We start from the raw sequence: 15,895 nt of genomic DNA on the forward strand, positions 1-15,895 counted from the left end.
TCCCGAAGGACCGGGCGGCCATTCTCCTCGAGCCATCAACGGCAAACCACCGTCAGCCACACCCGGTCCTCCCGGACCGCTTCACATTCTTAGGGCCACCACCGTGAACGACACGACCGACCGTGATCCCGGCCCGGGTCCCGGTCCCGACCGCGATCCCGAGCACGATGGCGCCCCCGCCGACGTGGCCCACCGGATCACCGAACGGCGGGAGCGACTCGGCATCACCGAGGATTCGCTGGCCCGCCAGGCGGCGATGGCCCCCCGTTACCTGCACCACCTGCTCGAAGCCGGACCGACGTTCGACCCCGGGGGGTTCGTCCGGATCGCCGCCGCCCTCGGCATGAGCCGGGAGGAGCTTCTGACGGGCCGTCGCGACGCCCCGCCCGGGCAGGGCGGCCCCGGCCCGCGCCCCCGGCTGCTCAGCCTGACCGAGGCCGAGTGCTGGGACATGGTGGGCACCCACGGTGTCGGCCGGATCGGCCTGCCGGTGCGGCCGGGGCCGGCGGTCTACCCCGTCAACTACGTCGTCGACCGGGCTTCCTTCGCCTACCGCACGGGCCCCCGCGTCGGCACCGCCCCCCAGGAAGGCGCCGAGGTGTCGTTCCAGGTCGACCACATCGACGAGTACCTCGGGCGCGGCTGGAGCGTCCTCGCGGTCGGCACGGCCCACTACGTGAACGACCAGGAGGAGACGCGGCACCTCGACGGCCTCCCCGGCGCGGCCCCCTGGGCGGGCGGGGACCGGCCCTGCTGGGTACGCATCCGACCCGCCGAGATCACCGGCCGCCGACTGGTCACCGGCTGACCGGGGCGGCAGCCGGGGCACCCCTCGGTCCGGACCGCTCCGGGTGGCAAGTGCCTTGCCGGCGCGGCACGTTGGGCGGGCCGCTGGTGCTGCGGGCCGGAAGGCCGATCGCGGCCTCCGGGAGATACTCGTCGGATGGATCACGGATCAAGGGCCTCCTGGACCAACACCACCCACGACTGGGCCGCCGCCGTGGACGCGGGCCACCTCGCGGGCATCCGCCGCGACCCCGGGCGCTACGCGCCGGGCGGCGTCGACCACCTCGTGCTCGAGGTGGTCGCCTACGCGGCCGACGAGGCGGCCGACCGGGGCGCGGGGCGGTGCGTCGTCACCCTGCGGGCGGACGGCTCGGTCTCGGTACGGGACGACGGCCGGGGCACCGACACCCGGGTCGACGAACGCGGCGAGGTGGTCAAGAAGCCGGTGATGGCGACCAAGGATCTGCGCTTCTTCGACTCTCCGGAGCGCTCGGCGGAGGCGGAACGGCTTCCGGACGGCCGGCCGCGCCGGGGCATGTCCGTCGTCGCGGCCCTCAGCAGCCGGCTGATTCACACCAACCGGCGTCACAACGGGGCCTGGACCCAGCGCTACGAGCACGGCATCCCGGTGACCGGCCTCGACCGGATCGATCCGGACGGCACCACCGGCACCTGCGTGACCTTCCTGCCGGACGCGTCGTTGCTCCCGCAGAGCCCGTTGGACGCGGACCGGCTGGCCCGGTGGGCCGCGCACTGGCCCGCCCTGGACCTCCGGGTCGAAGACCTGCGGGGCCGCTCGTAGCGGGCCGGACCTGGCGGGAACCGCCCGTAGCGGGCGCGGCCGGGGGCGCGGTCACCCGACGACGGGTGGCCGGGCCGGCCGGCCCCGGGATCCGCACCCGCGGATGACGCCCCCGGGGCGTCCGCCGACGTGGCGAGCCCGCCTTGTAGCGGGCGCTACGCCTCGCTACGCTCGCCGCCATGAAGCAGCTGAACGTCCGACTGGACGACGCCGTGCACGAGGCCCTGGAGCAGCGCGCCGAGGCGGCCGGGATGAGCCTGCCGGACTACGCGCGCAAGGTGCTCGCAGAGGAGGCGGACGAGCGGCGCGAACGGTTCCTGACCGCGGCCGCCCACTTCGCCCAGGCCTGGGCACCGGCCTTCGAGGCGGAGTTCGGGCCCTACCCGCGCAACTCGCGCGACACCGCGGCGGACGCGGCGTGATCCTGCGGATCGACCGGGCCTGGCTGCTCGACCTCGCCCACCAGTTCCTGCCGCACGACCCGGACGTCACCGACTACGGCACCCTGGCCGCCGCGGTCGCCCGCCACGCCGACGCCGTGATGGACGTCCCCGTCTACGGCACCGTTCAGCAGCGCGCCGCGGCCCTGATGCACCAACTGATCCGCGTCCCCGCGCTGGAGTCCGGCAACGAGCTCTTCGCCGCGGTGGTCGCCGCCTCCTACCTCAGCGCCTCCGGTGTCATCGTCACCGCCGAACCCAAGCAGGCCGTCGCGCTCGCCGCCCGCATCCGTGCCGACGACATTGACGTCCGCGAGACGGCGGCCGCGATCCGCACCTGGTTCCGCTGACCACCGGTCCTCTCGAACACTCGAGTGACGTCGCCCGTGGCTGACGGATCGTCACTGGTCCCACACGCCGAGGACCAGGACCCAGGCGCCGCAGCCCGGGACGCGGTTCGCTGTCCGACGAACAGGGGAGCGGCGAAGCGGCCGCCGTGTCCATGGAGCCGGCCTGGCCGGTACCGTGGCGCCACGACCGCGGAGGAAGGACCCGGCATGGCACAGCGCTCCGTCGAGGACGAACAACCGCCCGGCTACCGCGGCCTGATCCTGGACTTCGTCGGCGTCCTCACCGAGGGCGTCCGCGAGTCGATCGCCGCCTGGGCCCTGGCCGAAGGCCTCGACGCGGACGCGTGGCGCCGCACCCTGACCACCGACCCCGTGGTGCGGCGGCTGTACACCGAACTGGAGCTCGGCCGGCTCCCGCAGGCCGAGTGGAACGCCCGCACGGGGGCCGTCCTCGGGGTGGACGGCGACAACCTGATGGGTCGGGCCTGGGCGGCGGTCCGCCCGGCCACCGAGATGGTCCGGTTCGCCCGGGAGGCCCGCCGCGCCGGGTACACCGTGGCGCTGCTCTCCAACAGCTTCGGGCTGGATCCGTACGACCCGTACGGGGCGACGGGCGTCTGGGAGCTGTTCGACGTCGCGGTGGTGTCCGAGCGCGAGGGCATCGCCAAGCCCGATCCGACGATCTACCGGACGGTCCTCGACCGCATGGGCCTGGCCGCCGCCTCCTGCGTGTTCGTCGACGACCAGCCGGCGAACCTGCTCCCGGCCGCCGAACTCGGCATCACCACCGTGCTGGCCGACGGACTCCCCGGTACGGTCGGGCACCTGGCCCGCCTGCTCGGCCTGGACCCGGGCAGCCCCGCCACCGAGCCTGTGGTGGCGGCCGGTTCGGATGCGGCACGGCCCTGACGCCGGTCTCCAGGCCAACGGTGCGGGGCGAGTACGGCGGTTCGGCCTCGCGGCCGGAAGGTTCTTGTGCGAGGACGGCCGGCGGCGGCCCCGGGTGCGGGACCGCCGCCGGCGCGGGAACTGCCGTCAGCCGTTGCCGCCGCCCGCCTTGAGGACCTGGGCCGCGGCCACGCCGGCCGCACTGTTGCCGTGGCCGCCGCCCTCGACCTCGGCGGCGACGGCGAGGTCGTCGCGGTAGGCGATGAACCAGCTGTTGGTGGACTGGCCGGAGCCGGTCTCGACCGTACCGGTCTTGGCCCCGACCTGGCCGTTCAGCCCCGACATCGGCGCGCGGGCGGTGCCCTGGGTCGCGGTCCTGGCCATCATGGCGCGCAGATCGCGGGCGATGTCCGCCGGCAGCTTCCCGGGCGCGGTGACGCGCTTGACGTCCTCCCGCAGGACGGGCTGACGGAACGTTCCGCTCTGCACGGTCGCGGCGACCGAGGCCATCAGCAGGGAGTTCACCTGGATCTGGCCCTGCCCGATGTACTCGGCCGCCGCCTCGTCCTTGGTGCCCGGCAACGGGATCGTGGCGTCCCGGCTCGGGATGCCGATGTGCCACTGCAGGCCGAGGCCGAACTGGTCGCGGGCCACCGCGGCCAGGGTGCCCGGCTGCAGTTTCTCCAGCCCCTTGTCGATGAATCCGGTGTTGCAGGAGCGGGCGAAGTCATTGGTGAGCGTGGCGTTGGGGAAGTCCCCCGGCTCGTCGTTGTGCCAGGCCCTGGGGGAGTAGGTGGTTTCCTTGCACGGCACGACGGTGTCCGGGCTCACGCCCGCTTCCAGCAGCGCGGCGGAGGTGATCACCTTCATCGTCGAGCCCGGCGGCTGCCCGCCCCCGACCGCGCGGTTGAAACCGCCCTGCGGGGAGTAGGCCATCGCCAGGATCCGCCCGGTGCTCGGCTGAACGGCCACCAGCGAGGCCGGCTTGCCACCCGCGGACTGCTGCTTGACCGCCTCTTCGGCGACCTGCTGGAGATCGGCGTCCAAGGTGAGCTTGACCTCCGGTGCGCTCGACGGGGTCAGGACGAACAACTGCTCCGGATCCTGGGCACCGCCGCCGGACAGCACCACCGCCTGTCCGGTGACGACCGTCGCACCGTCCGCCGGGGCGATCTGCGGCAGCACGCTGCGCAGCGACGGGAAGGCGTCCAGCGGACGGCCCTTGCGGTCGGTCGGCTTCGACACCGGGTTGGCCAGCGGACGTACGCCGATCGTCCTGCCCGCACCGAGCTTGGGGTGCACCACACTCGGCGCCCAGCGCACCAGCATCCGCCCGTCCGCGGCCCGCATCACACCCATGACGCTGTCGTACTCCCAGGCGTCCGGCGTGCTGTCGAACTCCGCCCGCACCTTGAAACCGACGGCCGGCTCGCTCGGGGTCCCGGCCGGGGCCGGGCCCGTTCCGGTCAGAGTGAGGGTCTTGGCGGGCACCCCCTCGTGGAACGCGGCCAGCGCCGCCCGGGCCGCCTCCGGGCGGTCGGTCATCCCACCCGCGACCGTGAAGTCCCCCCGCCCCCAGGCCGCCAGGAACTCCTTGGCCACCGCCTCGGCCTGCTCCGCGCTCGGCGGCTGCTGCGCCGCCCCCGTCGCGGCGGCCGGCCTGCCGCCGCCGTCCCCGGGGGAGCCGCCCGATACGGCGCTCACCAGGTTGTACGCGCCGTAGCCGCCGACCCCGACCAGCGCGGCGAAGACCCCGCCGACGGCCACCAGCACGGCCCGGCGCGCGCCCGAGCGCCGCGCCGGCTCCTCCGCCTGGCCGGTGTGCTCCCGGAGATCGAGGTCGTCCTCGTACTCCTGGTACTCCTCGCAACCCCCGTACTCCCCGTACTCCCCGTACTCCGTGTACCCGGCGTCGTCGGCGCGCGCCTGCTCGTCAGCCATCCTGTTCTTCCCCCCATGCGAATGTCCTGATCACGGCCCGACTTCTCCCCGTTCCCCGCACCGCGCGGTCCGGCGACGGGTCGTTCGGGCCCGGACCAGGGTAGTACCGGCCCGGGAGCGGACGATCGTCGGCCCGGCAAGCGCCGACCGCGGCCGGGTCGGAGCTCGGCGCGGCTGCCCGTCATCACGCCCCAACGCGGCGGTTACAGAACGGAGTTGTGGGTGCTGAACCGATCCCCAGCCGCCTCGCGCCCGCGGACGCCCGTCGTCCCTCGCCGCGGCCTCGGACGTGCCGACCTCAGGGCTCCAAGGTCACGGTCTCGCCAAGTCCCGTGCAAACGGCGCCTGATCATGGTGGGTTCGTGTCGACCCCGGCCCGCCGGGGAACATCTGAGCGCAGACGCGAACAACAGGAGACATGGTGGCGGTCGACGGCAGCAACATGGCGCACGCTGTGATCGAGACGGCGGTGAAGGAGCGCACGCGGCTCCAGACCGGCCGGAGCCGGACGACGACCCTGGTGGTGCTGGGCTTCTTCGCCGCCCTGGGCCTGTTCCTGGCGCTGGTGGTGGGCAAGTCCGATCCGACCAGCGCGCCGACCTGCGACGGCCAGACCATGACGCGGGACTCCGAGTGCCGGATCTGGTCCAACCACGGCGGCGGGGGCACGTACAGCTACGACGAGATGATCGACCGCCGGGAGTCCTCGAACGGCGTGTGGCGGGTGGTCGGCTTCGGCGGCGCGGGTCTGGCCGTGGTCGGGATGGTCGTCGCGGCCACCAGGCTCGATCCGAAGCGCCCCTGGGGCAAGCCGGTCGCCGAGGCCTGCCCGCGCTGCCACCAGCCCACGCTGCGCGAGAAGTTGACGGTGCACAGCATCTCCCGCGGGCGGACCACGTACCGCTACAGCGGCATCGTCACCCTCTGCACACCCGTCTGCGGATTCTCGGCGGTGCGGCAGCGCTGACGGCGAGCGGTCGGGCCCGGCCGGGAGCCCGGAGAGCGGCGGCCCGAGGGCCTGGGGGGTGTGAGGCTTCCCGGAGGCAGGCGCGTCAGTCCGCCAGGCCCAGCGGATCGGGGGCGGTGGCGAGCAGCTCCGGGCCGTTGGGCGCGCGGACGCTGTTGACGGCGGGCGGGACGGCGCGCACCCGCAGGTCGCCGTCGCCGGGGCGGCGCAGCAGGTGGTGGAGGTCCGTGGGATCGGTGTGGGCGGGGGAGAGCCAGGTGGGCACGTCGTCGGGGGCGATGGTCAACGGCATCCGGTCGTGGACGCGGCCGGCCGAGTCGGTGGCGTCGGTGGTGATGACGGTGGCGGTGGCGAGCCAGGCGAGCGGGTCGTCCTCGGGCCGGCCGGGGTCGCGCCAGAACTCGTAGAGCCCGGCCATGAGCATCACGCCGCCCGTGCTGAGGAAGTACGGCTGCTTGTACTTCTTGCGGTCGGCGGTGGCGGGGACTTCGCGCCACTCGAAGTAGCCGTCGGCCGGGATGACGCAGCGGCGGGCGGCGAAGGCCTTGCGGAAGGCGGGCTTGGTGTCGACGGTCTCCGAGCGCGCGTTGATCATCCGGGCGGCGCCGGACGGGTCCTTCGACCAGGACGGGACCAGTCCCCAGCGCAGCGCGCGCAGTTGGCGCTGCACCTCGCCGGTCTCCCGGTCGACGCGTTCGAGCACGGCGGGGATCGGGTCGGTGGGGGCGACGTTCCAGCTCGGCGCGAGGGTCTCGGCCGGGTCCCAGCGGAGTTCTCCGAGCAGTGAGACGAGGTCCTGGGGCGTGGTGGTGGAGACGAAGCGGCCGCACATGCCCCCAGCCTGCCACCCGCCGCAGCCGATCGGCGAGTACGGGGGCGGTTCAGCGCGCCGGGCGGCTGCCCGCCGGGTGCACGTCCGGCGACCGGCCGTCCGGCGCATGGAGGTCCGGCGCATGGCGGTCCGGCGCGTGCACGTCCGGCGAGCGGCCGCCCCGCGAGCGGTTCTGAGCGGTGTGGCCGCCCGGGGTGTGGCCGAACGTCCGGCGGAAGACGTCGATGAACGCGCTGGCCGAGGACCAGCCGCAGCGGTGCGCGACGGCCGTGACGGGCACGCCCTCGGCGAGCAGCACCAGGGCGTGGTGAAGGCGCAGCTGGGTGCGCCACTGGGGGAAGGTCATGCCGAGGTCGGCGCGGAAGAGCCGGGAGAGCGTGCGGCTACTGGCACCGACGGCGCGGCCGAGCTCGGCGAGGGTCCGGGAGTCGGCCGGATCGGCGCGCAGCCGTGCGCACACGGCCTGGAGGAGCGGCTCGGCGGGGGTGGGCAGGTGCAGCGGCTGCTGGGGCGAGGCACGTAGCTGGTCGAGCAGGACGGCACGCAGCCGGGAGCGTTCGGGACTGTCCTCCTCGGGGGCCCGGGTGTAGGCGATGATCAGCTCGCGCAGCAGCGGGCCGACGGCGAGCACGGTGGGGCGGGCGAGGGCGAGCGGGTTGTCGTCGGCGGGCAGGCCGACGAGGTGGAGCTCGAGTCGGCCGTGCGCCTGGTGGGCGTGGACGGTGCCGGCCGGGATCCAGAGCGCGCGGTTGCCGGGGGCGACCCAGGAGCCGGCGTCGGTGGTGATCGCGACGACGCCCCGGGCCGCGTAGGCGATCTGGTGGTCGTCGTGGCGGTGGGCGTCGATCCCGGCGCCGGGCGGCAGGAGCTGGGCACGGGTCGGTGCGACGGGATCGTGGCGGATCTTTGACATCGGCTGGCAGGTTATCGGAAGTCGGACAGGGGGCGTGCGGCCCAGCATGGCGGAGTGCTGAAACGACCGTCAGAGGACCAGACCTGGCCGGCCGGCGCGCCGGAGGGCGAGCCGGCGAACCACTCGAGGAACCAGCCGGCCGGCCCATCGGGAAGACCTTCACCGGGGCCGAGCTCGCGCCCGCGACCGTACCTCAGGTCGATCGCCCTGCTGTCCGTCGGACACTCCTGCGTGGACGTCTACCAGGGCGCGGTGGCGGCGCTGGTGCCCTTCCTCGTGGCCGAGCGCGGCTACGGCTACGCCGCCGTGTCGGGCGTGGTGCTGGCCGCCTCGCTGCTGTCCTCGGTGGCGCAGCCGCTGTTCGGGGCGCTCACCGACCGCCGGCCGCTGCCCTGGCTGCTGCCGGTCAGCACGCTGCTGGGCGGCGCGGGCATCGCGCTCAGCGGTGTGGGCGGCTCGTACGGGCTGACGCTCGCCTGCGTGGCGCTGTCGGGCGTCGGGGTCGCCGCCTACCACCCGGAGTCGGCGCGGGTGGCCAGGTCGGTCACGCGAGGCACCGGCGCCGGCCACCGGGGGATGGCCTGGTTCTCGCTGGGCGGCAACCTGGGCTTCGCGGCTGCGCCGTTGCTGGTCGCCGCCGTGGTCGGGACGGGCGGGCTGCGCCTCGCCCCGCTGCTGGCACTGCCGGCCCTCGCGGGCGCCGCGCTCTGCATCCCGGTGCTGCGCGACCTGGCCCGCCGCCGCGCCTCCGCGGCGGACGCGGCGGCGAAGCGAGGACGGGACGACCGGGCCTCCTTCGTGAGACTGTCGCTGGCGGTGGTGTGCCGCTCGATCGCCTTCGTGGGCCTGAGCACCTTCCTGTCGCTGTTCGCCACCCAGCGGCTCGGCGGCGGCACGGCGCCCGGCACGGCGGCGCTGGTGGTGCTCTACGCGGGCGGTGCGGTCGGCTCGGTGCTGGGCGGCGCGCTGGCGGACCGGTGGGGCCGGGTCGCGGTGGCCCGCTGGTCGTACCTGGTCGCGGCGGTGGCGCTGGCCGGGGTGCTGCTGGTGCCGGGCCCCGCGCTGTACCTGTTCGTCGCACTCACCTCGGCCGGCCTGTACGTGCCGTTCTCGCTCCAGGTCACGCTCGGACAGGACTACCTGCCCACCCGGATCGGCACCGCGAGCGGGATCACGTTGGGGTTGACGGTCAGCATCGGTGGCCTGGCCGGTCCGCTGATCGGCGTTCTCGCGGACGCGACCTCGCTGCGCACGGCGCTGCTGCCGCTGGTGGCGATGCCGCTGCTCAGCTGGGCGCTGTTCCGCGCCCTGCCGGAACCCGCCGCGCCCGAGGAGGAGCCGGAGCCCGCCGCGCCCGAGAGCGAGGCGGAGCCCGCCGCGCCCGAGAGCGAGGCGGCGTCCGCCGCGCCGGAGGGCGAGGCGGCGTCCGCCGGGGGCGGCCCCTGACCGGGCGCGGCGGGAGGCGGCCGGATCAGGTGGTCGCGCAGTCCAGGACCCGGCCGTCCGCCGTGCCGACCAACAGCCGGCCGTCCGCGGTGGCGGTGAGCGCCGTCGGGACGACGGGCACGCCCGCGACGGCCGGCCGGTCGCGCCGGCGGACGGCGCCGCTGTGCAGGTCGAGGGCCAGCAGTTCACCGTCGCGGTAGGCCACGTAGGCGGTGTCCGCCGCCATGTCGAGGTCGGTGGCGACGTGGTCGGTCCGGAACACCCAGCGCGGCGCGCCGTCGGCGGCCGCGCGGCGGACCACGAAGGAGCCGCCGGGCTGCAGCCCGTGACCGTGGTGGACGGTACCGGCGTGCACGAGGTCGCCGTCGGCCGTCTCCACGCCCGGGCCGGGATAGTGAACCTCCCCGGGCTCCCAGGAGAACGGGAACAGGTGCCGGACACCCGCGCCCACGGGCGAGCGCACCGCGAGCCAGTGCTGCTTCCGCTCCCGGCGACTCCGCCTGGTCACGTTGGCGTAGTTCCGGCTGCCGTGCCGGATCCGCAGGCGATCGTGCCGGTCGCGGTACGGCGTGGTCCGGTGACGGATCAGCAGGCCGTCGGTGAGGCCGGTGGGTACGGGTGGCTCCGGGTCGTCCTCCGCCCGGGCGATGGTGGCCAGCACGGCGCCGTCCGGCCGCTCTTCGACGGAGAGGACGTGGCCCCGGGCCTCCCAGTTCGGGCTGAGCGCGGACAGTGCCCGCTCCGCGTCGACCCGTCCGTCCGGGCGCGGAGCCGGCACCCGGGGGCCGGCCAGGTCGGCGCCGGTCAGCGAGCGGGGTGCGACGGCGCGCCAGTCCGGCCGCCGTACGACGGCGATGTGGCCCTCGGCCTGCGCCGCCAGGTCGTCCTCACCGTCGTCGGGCGGTGCCATGAGCACCTGGAGGGTCTGCTCGTCGAGCCAGGCCAGTCCGAGGACCTGGCGGCCGAAGTCGTGCTCGACGAGGGAGCCGGCAACGCCCGTCTCCCAGTCGAGCAGGAGGAGTTCACCCTCGAAGAAGTAGCCGCCGTCGTACTGGCCGGTGCCCACGGCGAGCAGTGGTGCCGTCGGGTGGAAGGCCAGCGCTTGCACCGGGAAGGGCGAGTGGAGCACCGCCCGGCAGCGGAGGTCCCCCGTGCCGTACACCCCCACCGTCGCCCTCCCGGCGAACGCGCACTCGCCCGCGACGGCGGTGAGGCCCCGCTTCTCGTCGGGGACGGCGAGGACGGGGCGGCCGACCTCGGCGAACGGGCGGTCACCGAGGACGCGGCGGACACGGAGCGGGGAGATCATTCCCAGGATCTCCCCGCAGGCCGGTGACCCCCCGACACCGGGGGAGGGCTGTGCTGCCCGCCGTCCGTCGACGGGACGTCACTTCCGTGTCAACCGCCGCCCCCCATCACGTCGTTGAGGCAGTCCGGAGGACGAGCGGCCCCGCGGCGCATGTGCCTCGCGAATCGGGATAGACGAGCGGGCGGAAACCACCGCTCGCTCGGAAGGAGTCCCCCGTGACCGACACCGCCCGCCTCCCCGGAGCGCTCGAGCACCACTGGTCCTGGCAGATACGGGGCGCCTGCCGCACCGTCGACACCAACCTCTTCTTCCACCCGACCAATGAACGCGGGGCCGCCGCGAAGCAGCGCGAGCAGGTGGCGAAGTCGGTGTGCGCCCGCTGCCCGGTGCTCGCGGAGTGCCGGGAGTACGCGCTCGAGGTCCGCGAGCCCTACGGCGTGTGGGGCGGGCTGACCGAGGACGAGCGCCGCGCCCTGATCGCCGGCCGGCACGCCCGGCGCCCGGTGGCCGCCTGACCGCTGGGAACACAGCCGGGAGCACTGCTTGGGGGCACCGCCGACCGGCCGCCGCCTTCCGGCGACGGCGATCCCCCTGCCCGACCGTCACGTCGGAAGGGGGATCCGAACCGCCCGAACGACCCGTCGGCACCGGCTCGCGCAGGTGGCGCCCGTCCTGAACCCGGCGCGGGTGACCGCGGGTCAGGCCTTGATGGTGAGCCAGGCGCCGAGCCCGCTGCAGCCGCGGGCATCGTAGGTGGTGCTCCGGTAGCCGGCCGGGATCGGCGAGTACGGGCAGGTCCAGATGCCGTTGCGGACGAGTTCGTGGAACCAGGCGCCGACGCCGCTGCAGCCGCGCGAGTCGTAGTTCGTCAGCACGTAGCCGGAGACGATGGGCGAGCCGGAGCAGGTCCACAGACGGTTCTGCGCGGGCTGCTGGTACCACGAGCCGTGGTTGTTGCAGCCGCTGGCGTTGTACATGGTGATGACGTAGCCGCTCGGGACGGGCGCCCCGGAACAGGTCCAGCCGCCGGTGGCCGAGGCCGTTCCGGCCGTCGTACCGGTGAGGGCGGCCGCGAGCACGGCGACCGTCGCAGCGGCCCTTCCGGCGCGGGTCATGAGCTGGCGGATGATCCTGGTCACGGCGACACCGGTCCGATCGGTCGTCTCCGTGCCGCCGGAGCGGCACGGGCAGGCGGAAAAGCGGGACGCGCCGCACCCTATCGACGGCGATCGGCTCTTCGATAGGTCAGATCGAATGGTTGCCACACCTGTCCGAAAACGGTCCGTGGACCCGGCCGGAACGGCCCGACGACCGCAGACCCGTCGGCCGATCTCGCGGGGCATGTGAACAGCGGTTCCGGGCAGACGTGATCGCGAAAAGCCGGCGCGCGGCCTCGGAAGTCCCCTCGAGCAGGACAGGACGAGCGTCGGCGACGGCACGGCAGTGGTGACCGCCCACCGGTCGGACGGCGGATCGAAGGCGGACCCGCACAGCGGGCCGACCGGGCGAGTGGAACAGGACGAGTGGAAGGAGAGCCCGCCATGGCCGATTCGGAGAAGGCATCCGCACGCCGACAACGGTCGGAGCCGGGGGTGGTCGAGACCTGTCTGCCGGCGAGGCTGGACCGGCTGCCCTGGTCGGCGTGGCACTGGCGGATCGTGATCGGCCTGGGCACGGTGTGGATCCTGGACGGTCTGGAGGTCACGATCGTCGGCAACATGGCCGGCCGACTCGCCCAGAACGGCAGTGGGATCGCCATCTCCACCAGCCAGGTGACGACGGTGGCCGCAGCCGTGTACGTCGCGGGGGCGTGCAGCGGAGCGTTGTTCTTCGGCTGGCTGACCGACCGGCTGGGCCGCAAGAAACTGTTCATGGTCACGCTCGCCGTCTACCTGGCCGCCACGGCGGTGACGGCGGTGTCGTGGACGGCGTGGTTCTTCTTCCTGTGCCGCTTCTTCACCGGCTTCGGCATCGGCGGGGAGTACGCGGCGATCAACTCCGCGATCGACGAGCTGATCCCCGCCCGGGTGCGCGGCAGGGTCGACCTGATCATCAACGGCAGCTTCTGGGTCGGCGCCGCCCTCGGCGCCTTCGCCTCCATCGCGCTGCTCAACACCGCGCTCTTCGCCACCGACATCGGCTGGCGGCTGGCCTTCGGCATCGGCGTGGCGCTGGGCCTGGTGATCCTCCTGGTGCGCCGGCACGTCCCGGAGAGCCCCCGCTGGCTGTACACCCACGGACGCGCGCCGGAAGCCGAACAGGTCGTCGTCGAAGCCGAGCAGGCCGTGGAACGCGAGAGCGGACAACCGCTGCCCCCCGTCACCGGCGAGCCGATCCGCATCCGCGAACGCCAAGCACTCGGCTTCGGCACGATCGTCCGGACCGTCGTCGCCCGCTACCCCCGCCGCACCTCGCTCGGCCTCGCCCTCTTCATCGGCCAGGCCTTCCTCTACAACTCCGTCACCTTCGGCTACGCCGTCATCCTGACGACCTACTTCGGCGTGGCGGAGGGGGACACCGGCTACTACTTCGTGGTCATCGCGGTCGGCAACTTCCTCGGCCCGCTGCTGCTCGGGCACCTCTTCGACACCGTCGGCCGCAAGCCGATGATCGCCGGCAGCTACATCGGCTCCGGCCTGCTGCTGTTCGCCACCGCCGCGCTGTTCCAACACGGTTCGCTCTCGGCCGCCACCATGACGGCCTGCTGGACGGTCGTGCTGTTCCTCGCCTCGGCCGGGGCCAGCGCCGCCTACCTGACGGTCAGCGAGATCTTCCCGCTGGAGACCAGGGCCCTGTCGATCGCCTTCTTCTACGCCGTGGGCACGGCGGTCGGCGGCATCAGCGGCCCGCTGCTCTTCAACGGCCTGGTCAGCAGCGGCAAGGTCTCCGACACCACCCTGGCCTTCTGCATCGGGGCCGCCCTGATGACGCTGGCCGGGCTCGTCGAGGCGGCGATCGGCGTCAAGGCCGAGCGCCGCAGTCTGGAGTCCCTGGCCACGCCGCTCAGCGCCGTCCCCGCCCCGTCGAAGGGTTAGCCCGCAGACCGCGGTGACCGCCCGCTCCTTCACACCGCTGCGCGGGAAGTCGGCCAGGTCGACTTCCCGTGCAGCGGTGTGGGGGGCCGGCTTCGGGCCGCCTTCGCCTCTCGGCCTCGCCGGGCCGCCCGGCCTCGCGCCACGAGAAATTGAACGCGTTCAGTTCTGTCGCTAGGCTCGATGTTCGAGAGGGAGGGGAACCATGAAGATCGTCATTCCCGGCGGATCCGGTGCGCTGGGGACGCTGCTCGACCGTGCGCTGACGGCGGCCGGGCACCGGGTCGTCGTCCTCAGTCGCAGGCCCGACGGGCCCCGGCAGGTCGGGTGGGACGGGCGGAACCTCGGGCCGTGGGCGGCGGAGGTCGACGGCAGTGACGTGGTCGTCAACCTGGCCGGGCGGAGCGTCAACTGCCGCTACACCGACGAGAACCGGCGGGCGATGATGGATTCCCGGGTGCACTCCACCCGGGTCGTCGGCCAGGCCATCGCCGCCGCGCGCCGCCCGCCGGGCGTCTGGTTGCAGATGAGCACCGCCACCGTCTACGCCCACCGGCACGACGCGCCCAACGACGAGCCGACCGGCGCGATCGGCGGCGAGGAGCCCGATGCCCCGGCATCCTGGCGGTACAGCGTCGACATCGCCCGGGCCTGGGAGGACGCGCAGGCGCAGGCGGACACCCCGCACACCCGCCGGCTCGCGTTGCGCACCGCCGTCGTCCTCGGCCCCGAGCGCGGCGGCGCCCTCGACGCCCTCTCCTGGCTGGCCCGGCTCGGTGTCGGCGGCTCGATCGCGGGCGGCGCGCAGTACGTCTCCTGGATCCACGAGCGGGACTTCGTCCGCGCCGTCGCGTTCCTCATCGGGCGGGACGAGCTCGCCGGCGCGGTCAACCTCGCCGCACCGGACCCGCTGCCCCAACGCGAATTCATGCGCCACCTGCGGGCGGCCTGGGGCATGCCGCTGGCGCTGCCCGCCGCGCGCTGGATGGCCGAGATCGGCGCCTTCGCGCTCCGCTCGGAGAGCGAACTGCTGCTGAAGAGCCGCCGCGTCGTACCGTTCAGACTGCTCGACGCGGGTTTCACCTTCGAGCATCCCCACTGGCCGCAGGCCGCCCGTGACCTGGTGCGGCGGCTGCGCGGTCGCTAGGCGGGCGGGTGCGGCGGGCCACGGCGGTCGCCCGGCGGGTGACGGGGACCGACAGGGCCGAAAGGGCCGACGGGCCCGGGCGTGCCGGTGGGGCAGGCCCGGGCCAGTGGCGGCTCCGCGAGTGCGGGGCGAGCGGCGAGGGTGCCGACTTCGGATTACCGGTCCGCGGTAAGCCGGCCGGCCGCGCCCCAGCTGTCCGCCGGGTACTCCTGGATCCACACGTACACGCTCTCGGCGGGGACCTCCAGGGTCTCCACGAAGGCCTCGGTGACCTTCTTGACCAGCTCGCGCTTCTGCTCCACGCTGCGCGGGCCCTGCTGAATGGTGACGATCGGCATCTTCGGCTCCTGACCGGGTGTCTGCTGGACTCTCAATGCCGGGTTCTCCGGCTGGGACCAGTCCACCCGATCGGGCCGTCCGGACCCAGACCTGATTCGCTCTAGCAGCGATCATGAATCGTGATCGCTGCACGTCACGGGTGTCCGGCGGCAGGTTCCCGGTGCCTGGGGTGTCCGACGCGACCCGGGTTCGTTCAACCAGGAGAGACCATCCCCCCGGGCCCCGCCCCCGATCCCCGACGTCGAGGAAGCCCCATGGCAGCGATCGACGCAGGTGCGCGGAAATGCGGAATCAGTGGCACGGACTGCCTGGCCGACTGCCTCGGGCTTCCGGACGTCTCCGAGCACGACGCGTTGCAGTAGGCGCTTCGACGCGCAGAGCCCGGACCCGCCCCGGACGAGGGGGCCGGGCCGGCGTGCTGATCCCCCGGGGCCCGGATGCGGCACGCCGCAGCAGGCCGCGCGGGTCAGGAGACGACGGGGCTGCGGCGCTCCACGAGGACGACGTCGCGCCAGCGCCCGCCGCGCTGGCCGAGACGTTCGCGGATACCGACCACGCGGAAGCCCGCCTTGGCGTGGAGCGCGAGGCTGGCGGTGTTCTCCGGGAAGATGCCGGACTGCACGGTCCAGATCCCGGCGGCGTCGGTGGAGGCCAGCAGTGCCTCCAGCAGCGCCAGACCCACTCCCCGGCCCCGGGCGCCGGG

General features: G+C 73.9%; 16 protein-coding genes and 1 pseudogene. 10 read left to right on the forward strand and 7 right to left on the reverse strand.

Features of this window, described 5'->3' with window-relative positions; all coding sequences use genetic code 11:
- Nucleotides 1–103 precede the first annotated feature (103 nt).
- The 5 genes from ABT247_RS23130 (at nucleotide 104) to ABT247_RS23150 (ending at nucleotide 3,287) form a co-directional block, all read left to right on the forward strand.
- Complete coding sequence (locus ABT247_RS23130) at nucleotides 104–808, forward strand: helix-turn-helix domain-containing protein (protein WP_350745101.1); 705 nt, start codon at nucleotides 104–106, stop codon at nucleotides 806–808.
- A gap of 135 nt (nucleotides 809–943) precedes the next feature.
- Nucleotides 944–1,588, forward strand: coding sequence for a DNA topoisomerase subunit B (locus ABT247_RS23135; protein ID WP_350745103.1), 645 nt, complete (start codon nucleotides 944–946; stop codon nucleotides 1,586–1,588).
- A 179-nt stretch (nucleotides 1,589–1,767) separates the two neighbouring features.
- Entirely contained in the window at nucleotides 1,768–2,010 is a 243-nt protein-coding gene (locus ABT247_RS23140; RefSeq protein WP_350745106.1) for a plasmid mobilization protein, read from the forward strand.
- Nucleotides 2,007–2,378, forward strand: coding sequence for a fic family toxin-antitoxin system, toxin component (locus tag ABT247_RS23145; RefSeq protein ID WP_350745108.1), 372 nt, complete (start codon nucleotides 2,007–2,009; stop codon nucleotides 2,376–2,378). The genes ABT247_RS23140 and ABT247_RS23145 overlap by 4 nt, the downstream gene beginning before the upstream one ends.
- 207 nt (nucleotides 2,379–2,585) lie before the next feature.
- A complete protein-coding gene (locus ABT247_RS23150) occupies nucleotides 2,586–3,287 on the forward strand; it encodes an HAD family hydrolase (protein WP_350745110.1) in 702 nt (233 codons plus the stop codon).
- Nucleotides 3,288–3,413: 126 nt separating this feature from the next.
- On the opposite strand, the gene ABT247_RS23155 is transcribed toward ABT247_RS23150, so the two are convergent.
- Nucleotides 3,414–5,207 (reverse strand): penicillin-binding transpeptidase domain-containing protein, encoded by a 1,794-nt coding sequence (locus tag ABT247_RS23155; RefSeq protein WP_350745112.1) that lies wholly within the window; start codon nucleotides 5,205–5,207, stop codon nucleotides 3,414–3,416.
- Nucleotides 5,208–5,625: 418 nt separating this feature from the next.
- On the opposite strand from ABT247_RS23155, the gene ABT247_RS23160 reads away from it, so the two are divergent.
- Nucleotides 5,626–6,174: a hypothetical protein gene (locus tag ABT247_RS23160; RefSeq protein WP_350745115.1), complete on the forward strand. Its 549-nt coding sequence runs from the start codon at nucleotides 5,626–5,628 to the stop codon at nucleotides 6,172–6,174.
- Nucleotides 6,175–6,259: 85 nt separating this feature from the next.
- Here the strand turns inward: ABT247_RS23160 and ABT247_RS23165 are convergent, their stop codons facing one another.
- Both ABT247_RS23165 and ABT247_RS23170 read right to left on the reverse strand, forming a co-directional pair.
- Nucleotides 6,260–7,006 (reverse strand): SOS response-associated peptidase, encoded by a 747-nt coding sequence (locus ABT247_RS23165; protein WP_350745118.1) that lies wholly within the window; start codon nucleotides 7,004–7,006, stop codon nucleotides 6,260–6,262.
- A gap of 175 nt (nucleotides 7,007–7,181) precedes the next feature.
- Nucleotides 7,182–7,919: pseudogene (locus ABT247_RS23170) on the reverse strand (AraC family transcriptional regulator); the annotation flags it as partial.
- A 231-nt stretch (nucleotides 7,920–8,150) separates the two neighbouring features.
- Between ABT247_RS23170 and ABT247_RS23175 the strand changes: the two are divergent.
- A complete protein-coding gene (locus ABT247_RS23175; RefSeq protein WP_350745120.1) occupies nucleotides 8,151–9,365 on the forward strand; it encodes an MFS transporter in 1,215 nt (404 codons plus the stop codon).
- A gap of 25 nt (nucleotides 9,366–9,390) precedes the next feature.
- Here the strand turns inward: ABT247_RS23175 and ABT247_RS23180 are convergent, their stop codons facing one another.
- Entirely contained in the window at nucleotides 9,391–10,674 is a 1,284-nt protein-coding gene (locus tag ABT247_RS23180) for a hypothetical protein (RefSeq protein WP_350745123.1), read from the reverse strand.
- A gap of 215 nt (nucleotides 10,675–10,889) precedes the next feature.
- On the opposite strand from ABT247_RS23180, the gene ABT247_RS23185 reads away from it, so the two are divergent.
- Nucleotides 10,890–11,189: a WhiB family transcriptional regulator gene (locus ABT247_RS23185; RefSeq protein ID WP_350745126.1), complete on the forward strand. Its 300-nt coding sequence runs from the start codon at nucleotides 10,890–10,892 to the stop codon at nucleotides 11,187–11,189.
- 183 nt (nucleotides 11,190–11,372) lie between these two features.
- Here ABT247_RS23185 and ABT247_RS23190 read toward each other — a convergent pair whose 3' ends face one another.
- Entirely contained in the window at nucleotides 11,373–11,813 is a 441-nt protein-coding gene (locus tag ABT247_RS23190; RefSeq protein ID WP_350745129.1) for a hypothetical protein, read from the reverse strand.
- Nucleotides 11,814–12,215: 402 nt separating this feature from the next.
- Here ABT247_RS23190 and ABT247_RS23195 point away from each other — a divergent pair, with 402 nt between their 5' ends.
- Together ABT247_RS23195 and ABT247_RS23200 are read left to right on the forward strand one after the other, a co-directional pair.
- The gene (locus ABT247_RS23195; RefSeq protein WP_350745132.1) at nucleotides 12,216–13,709 is read left to right on the forward strand and encodes an MFS transporter; all 1,494 of its coding nucleotides are present in this window, start codon (nucleotides 12,216–12,218) and stop codon (nucleotides 13,707–13,709) included.
- Between the two features lie 202 nt (nucleotides 13,710–13,911).
- Nucleotides 13,912–14,853, forward strand: a complete 942-nt coding sequence (locus tag ABT247_RS23200; protein ID WP_350745135.1) for a TIGR01777 family oxidoreductase — start codon at nucleotides 13,912–13,914, stop codon at nucleotides 14,851–14,853.
- 155 nt (nucleotides 14,854–15,008) lie between these two features.
- Here ABT247_RS23200 and dmpI read toward each other — a convergent pair whose 3' ends face one another.
- Both dmpI and ABT247_RS23210 read right to left on the reverse strand, forming a co-directional pair.
- A complete protein-coding gene (gene dmpI, locus ABT247_RS23205) occupies nucleotides 15,009–15,191 on the reverse strand; it encodes a 4-oxalocrotonate tautomerase DmpI (protein ID WP_350745138.1) in 183 nt (60 codons plus the stop codon).
- Nucleotides 15,192–15,658: 467 nt separating this feature from the next.
- The coding region (locus tag ABT247_RS23210; protein WP_350745141.1) for a GNAT family N-acetyltransferase at nucleotides 15,659–15,895 on the reverse strand (237 nt) is incomplete at its 5' end.

This window comes from Kitasatospora sp. NPDC001539, from assembly GCF_040298565.1.
In the GTDB taxonomy this organism is placed as follows: Bacteria; Actinomycetota; Actinomycetes; order Streptomycetales; family Streptomycetaceae; genus Kitasatospora.